At 66.5% G+C, this 5,260-nt stretch carries 3 protein-coding genes; all 3 read left to right on the forward strand.

Features of this window, described 5'->3' with window-relative positions:
• Nucleotides 1-118: 118 nt before the first annotated feature.
• Genes glgX through NU1_RS07110 form a run of 3 tightly spaced genes read left to right on the forward strand, consistent with a single transcriptional unit; the run spans nt 119 to nt 5,177 of the window.
• Nucleotides 119-2,239, forward strand: coding sequence for a glycogen debranching protein GlgX (glgX, locus tag NU1_RS07100; RefSeq protein ID WP_067518605.1), 2,121 nt, complete (start codon nt 119-121; stop codon nt 2,237-2,239).
• A gap of 11 nt (nt 2,240-2,250) precedes the next feature.
• Nucleotides 2,251-4,656 (forward strand): malto-oligosyltrehalose synthase, encoded by a 2,406-nt coding sequence (treY, locus tag NU1_RS07105; protein ID WP_084521053.1) that lies wholly within the window; start codon nt 2,251-2,253, stop codon nt 4,654-4,656.
• Between the two features lie 32 nt (nt 4,657-4,688).
• Nucleotides 4,689-5,177 carry a GNAT family N-acetyltransferase gene (locus tag NU1_RS07110; RefSeq protein ID WP_067518607.1) on the forward strand — a complete coding sequence of 163 codons (489 nt, stop codon included), beginning with the start codon at nt 4,689-4,691 and terminating at the stop codon, nt 5,175-5,177.
• Nucleotides 5,178-5,260: the final 83 nt, after the last annotated feature.

A 5,260-nucleotide genomic window follows, 5' to 3' on the forward strand; every position in this document is an offset into this window, starting at 1 on the left:
CGTGCCGGGATGACGGACAGCGTGTCGCACCGTCCCATGCCGGGATGACGGGTGGCGTCTGGAACCCCGCTACTCCCCACCGGATCACCCGGCCCATCGCGGCCGATACTGTCTTCCTATGCCGCAGACCCCAGCGCCCCCGGATCTGACGCCACTCGGCGTCTGGCCCGGGACCGCCTATCCGCTGGGTGCGACCTATGACGGCGTGGGAACGAACTTCTCGATGTTCTCCGAGGTCGCCGAGCGCGTCGAGCTATGTCTCATCGACCCGGACAATCGCGAGCAGCGCATTCCCCTGGACGAGGTCGACGGCTATGTGTGGCACGCCTACATCCCGACCGTCGCACCAGGTCAGCGGTACGGATTCCGCGTCCACGGACCGTTCGAACCGGAGCGCGGACTGCGCTGTGATCCCAGCAAGCTGCTGCTCGACCCCTACGGCAAGGCCTTCGACGGACATTTCGGCTCGGATTCGGCCCCGTACATCCCGGGCGTGGATTCGCTCGGGCACACCATGACGAGTGTGGTCATCAACCCGTACTTCGACTGGGCCGATGATCGCGCCCCGAAGCGGCCGTACCACGAGACCGTCATCTACGAGGCCCACGTCAAGGGAATGACCATTACCCATCCCGATGTGCCGCCGGAGCTACGCGGCACCTATGCGGGTATGGCGCATCCGGCGATCATCGAACACCTGCGCGACCTGGGTGTCACCGCCGTCGAACTCATGCCGGTGCACCAGTTCCTACAGGACCGCCTCCTACTCGATCGCGGATTGCGAAACTACTGGGGGTACAACAGTTTCGGGTATCTGGCTCCGCATCACGAATACGCCGCCAATCCGGCCCCGGGAGCGGCCGTCACCGAATTCAAGGCCATGGTGCGGGATCTGCACACCGCCGGGATCGAGGTCATCCTCGATGTGGTCTACAACCACACCGCCGAGGGGAATGAATTCGGCCCCACCATTTGCTTCCGCGGTATCGACAATGCCGCGTACTACCGTCTCACCGACGATGATCCGCGGCACTACATGGATTACACCGGCACCGGCAACAGCCTCAATGTGCGCCACCCGCACACCCTGCAACTGATTATGGATTCGCTGCGGTACTGGATTCTCGATATGCATGTCGACGGCTTCCGGTTCGATCTGGCCGCCACCCTGGCGCGCGAATTACACGATGTGGACCGGCTTTCCACCTTCTTCGATCTGGTGCACCAGGATCCGGTGGTCAGCCAGGTGAAGCTCATCGCCGAACCCTGGGATGTCGGCGAGGGTGGCTACCAGGTCGGCAACTTCCCCGTCCGATGGACCGAGTGGAACGGCAAATACCGTGACACCGTGCGCGACTACTGGCGCGGCCAGCCGGCCACCCTGGGCGAATTCGCCTCTCGGCTCACCGGTTCCTCGGACCTGTACGAGACCACCGGCCGCCGCCCCGGCGCGTCCATCAACTTCGTCACCGCCCACGACGGCTTCACCCTCGCGGATCTGGTGTCCTACAACGAGAAACACAATGCCGCCAATGGCGAGGACAATCGCGACGGCGAAACCTACAACCGCTCCTGGAACTGTGGTGCCGAAGGCCCCACCGACGATCCGGCCATCCGCGCCCTGCGCGCGCGGCAGCAGCGTAATCTCCTCGCCACCCTGCTGCTGTCACAGGGCACCCCGATGCTGCTGCACGGCGATGAGATGGGTCGCAGCCAGCGCGGTAACAACAACACCTACTGTCAGGATTCCGAGCTGTCCTGGATGGATTGGTCGCTGATGCACACGAATGCCGATCTGCTCGATTTCACCCGCCGCGCGGTCGCGCTGCGCACGAGACATCCGGTCTTCCGGCGACGGCGGTTCTTCGACGGCCGCCCGTCGGCCGCACCGGACCATCCCGGCGATATTGCCTGGTTCACCCCCGAGGGCGAGGAGATGACGGCCGCGGACTGGGATAACGGATTCGGCCGCTCGCTCGCGGTGTTTCTCAATGGCACGGCCATCGCCGAACCGGGTCCGCGGGGCGAACGCATTACCGACGACTCCTTCCTACTGTGCTTCAACGCACACGACGCCGACCTGAACTTCACCCTCCCCGACTCCGACCACGGCTCCGAATGGACTGTGGCCCTGGACTGTTCGACCCCCACCGGAGCCGCACCGGATCGCGCATACCACGCCATGTCCACGATCGAAGTCAGCGCACGCTGCCTGCTCGTCCTCCGCCGTACTGCATGATCGACAACGCCATGACCAGCCTTCCCGAACACACCACCGACGCCCTCGCCCGGCCCATCCCCGTGCGCAGCACCTACCGGCTGCAGCTGCGGCCCGACGCGCTCACCTTCGCCGATGCCCGCGCCATTGCCGAATATCTGCAGCAGCTGGGGATTTCGCATCTGTACCTGTCCCCGATCCTCACCGCCGTGCACGGCTCCACGCACGGGTACGACGTCACCGATCCGACCACGGTATCGGCGGCGCTCGGCGGCCCGGCCGGCTTCAAGGCGCTCTCCGATGAGGTGCGCGGCCGCGGCATGGGGTTGATCGTGGATCTGGTGCCCAACCATGTGGGCGTGGCCGATCCGCGGCAGAACCCGTGGTGGTGGGATGTCCTGCGCAATGGCCGCGGATCGCCGTACGCGACCTTCTTCGATATCGACTGGAGCACCGGCAATGGCGCGGGCGGGCGGATCGCGCTGCCGGTGCTGGCCGGGGAGAACGATCCGGCGGCGCTCACCGTGGACCGGTCCGGGCCCGAACCCATGCTGGCACTGCACGATCTGCGCTTCCCCATCGCACCCGGCACCGAGGGCGAGAACGCCCTGCGCATCCACGATAAGCAGCACTACCGACTGGTCAGCTGGAAGTCGGGGCTGTGCGGTTACCGGCGCTACTTCACCGTCGGCGGGCTAGCGGCCGTGCGGCAGGAGGTGCCCGCGGCCTTCGAGGCCACCCATCGGGAACTGGCCGCCTGGTGCGAGCACGACCTCATCGACGGGGTGCGCGTCGACCATCCGGACGGACTGGCCCGACCCGCCAAGTATTTGGCGCAGCTGCGCAAACTCATTGGGCCACAGCGGTTATTGCTGGTCGAGAAGGTGCTGTCCAATCGCGAACCACTCGACGCCACCCTGCCGATCGACGGCACCACCGGATACGACACCCTCGCCGATCTGGGCGGGGTCCTGATCGATCCGGAAGGGGAACAGGCGCTGACCGACCTGTCGCGCCAGTTCACCGGGCACGGCAGCGATCGCGCCTGGTTCACCGAGCAGGAACACCGGATCAAACGCGCCGTCGCCGAAACCATGCTGGTACCGGAGATGCGGCGCCTCGTATCGGCCATCAAACGCGATGCGCGAGCCGAAACCTGCGACACGATGGCGCTCACCAATGCCACCATCGAGGTGCTGTCGTTCATGCCGGTGTACCGCACCGACTACGCGCCGCTGGCCGGCATGGTCGGCGCGGTGCTGGCCGAGGTGGCGCGGCGCAATAGCGAACTCACCGCACCACTGCAGGTGCTGGTGACCGCGCTCGCCCTGGGCGGGGAGGCCGCTACCCGGTTCTATCAGGTGGGTGGGGCGATGACCGCGAAGGCCGTGGAGGACACCATGTTCTACCGCGCGGCCCGGCTGGTCTCGCTCCAGGAGATGGGCGCGGACCCGGTGCGTTTCGGCTGCTCCCCCATCGAATTCCATCTCGCCAATGCCGAACGCGCGGTGCGCTGGCCCGCCACCATGACCGCGCTGTCCACCCATGACACCAAGCGCGGCGAGGATGTGCGCGCCCGCATCGGTGTGCTGTCACAGGTGGCCGATATCTGGGCGCAGGCCGTCACCGCGTGGAATGAGATCGCACCCGGACCCGACGGCGCGACCACTCTGTTCCTGCTGCAGAACATGTTCGGCATCTGGCCCGCCGACGGCCGCCCCGCCGCCAGCGTCCTCGGATTGCGGGAGCGTCTGCATGTCTTCGCGGAGAAGGCGATTCGTGAGGCCGGTACCCGATCCTCCTGGGAGGAACCGGATATCGAGTTCGAGCAGTCCGTGCACAGCTGGATCGATACCGTCATCGACGGACCGGTGGGTGTCGAAATGGCGGAACTGGTCGCCGATCTCGCCCCGCACGCCTGGTCCGACAGCCTCGCCCAGAAACTCCTGCAACTCGGCGGACCCGGTATCCCCGATCTCTACCAGGGCTGCGAACTCTGGGAAGACTCCCTCGTCGACCCGGACAATCGTCGCCCCGTCGACTTCACCCAGCGCAACCTGCTCCTGCAATCCCTCACCGGCACACCGGACCTGGACCCCTCCGGCGCGGCCAAAATGTGGATTGTCGCCTACGCGCTGTGGTTGCGCCGCGAACGCCCCGACTGCTTCGTCGGCGGCACCTACATACCCCTGTTCGCCACCGGCGACCACGCGCAGCGCTTCATCGCCTACGCCCGCGGCCGCACCGGCGAAATCCCCGAGGTCATTGTCGCCGCCACCCGCCACAGTGTCGGCCTCGCCGAAACCGGCTGGGGCGATACGGTTCTCGACCTCCCCCAGGGCGACTGGACCGACCGCCTCACCGGCCACACCTTCTCCGGCCGCGCACGCCTCGAGAAGCTCTTCGCCCGGCTGCCGGTAGCCCTGCTGGTTCGGTAGCGAGTCGGATCGTCGCGCCCTACAGTGGCCCGATGGGCACCGATGTGACTATCCGACCCGCCACTGCCGTCGATGCCGAGGCGGTGGGACGAATCTGGTGGTCCGGGTGGCAGGACGGCCACCTGGGCAAGGTGCCGGACGAATTGGTCGCGGTGCGGACCGAGGAATCATTCGGCGCGCGGGCGGTGGAGCGGATCGCCGATACCACCGTGACGGTGGTGGCCGATACCGTGGCCGGATTCGTCATGGTGAACGGTAGTGAGGTCGAGCAGGTCTACGTGTCGCGCGACTATCGGGGCAGTGGGGTAGCCGATTTGCTGTTGACCGCCGCGGAACGACAGGTCGCGGCGGGCGGGCACGCGCGGGCCTGGCTGGCGGTGGTGCCCGGAAATGCCCGCGCGCGCCGATTCTATGAACGCAGTGGATGGATCGACGATGGCCCGTTCGACTATTCGGCGTCGAATGCGGACGGAGCCATCGCCGTTCCGTGCCATCGCTACATCAAGCAGGTGCGGGCCTGAGCGCCCGGTCAGACATCCCGACCGTCACGCCCCTCGTCAGAACTCCTGAGCGTGGCCCCCTCGTCAGAACCCCTGAGCGGTAG

The sequence above is a fragment of the Nocardia uniformis NBRC 13702 genome (assembly GCF_001613345.1).
GTDB classification, from domain to species: Bacteria; Actinomycetota; Actinomycetes; order Mycobacteriales; family Mycobacteriaceae; genus Nocardia; species Nocardia uniformis.

Bases quoted from the DNA above. Each gene is read 5' to 3' on its own strand.
- treY (WP_084521053.1), top strand. From the start codon at position 2,251: ATGACCAGCCTTCCCGAACACACCACCGACGCCCTCGCCCGGCCCATC.
- NU1_RS07110 (WP_067518607.1), top strand. From the start codon at position 4,689: ATGGGCACCGATGTGACTATCCGACCCGCCACTGCCGTCGATGCCGAG.
- glgX (WP_067518605.1), top strand. From the start codon at position 119: ATGCCGCAGACCCCAGCGCCCCCGGATCTGACGCCACTCGGCGTCTGG.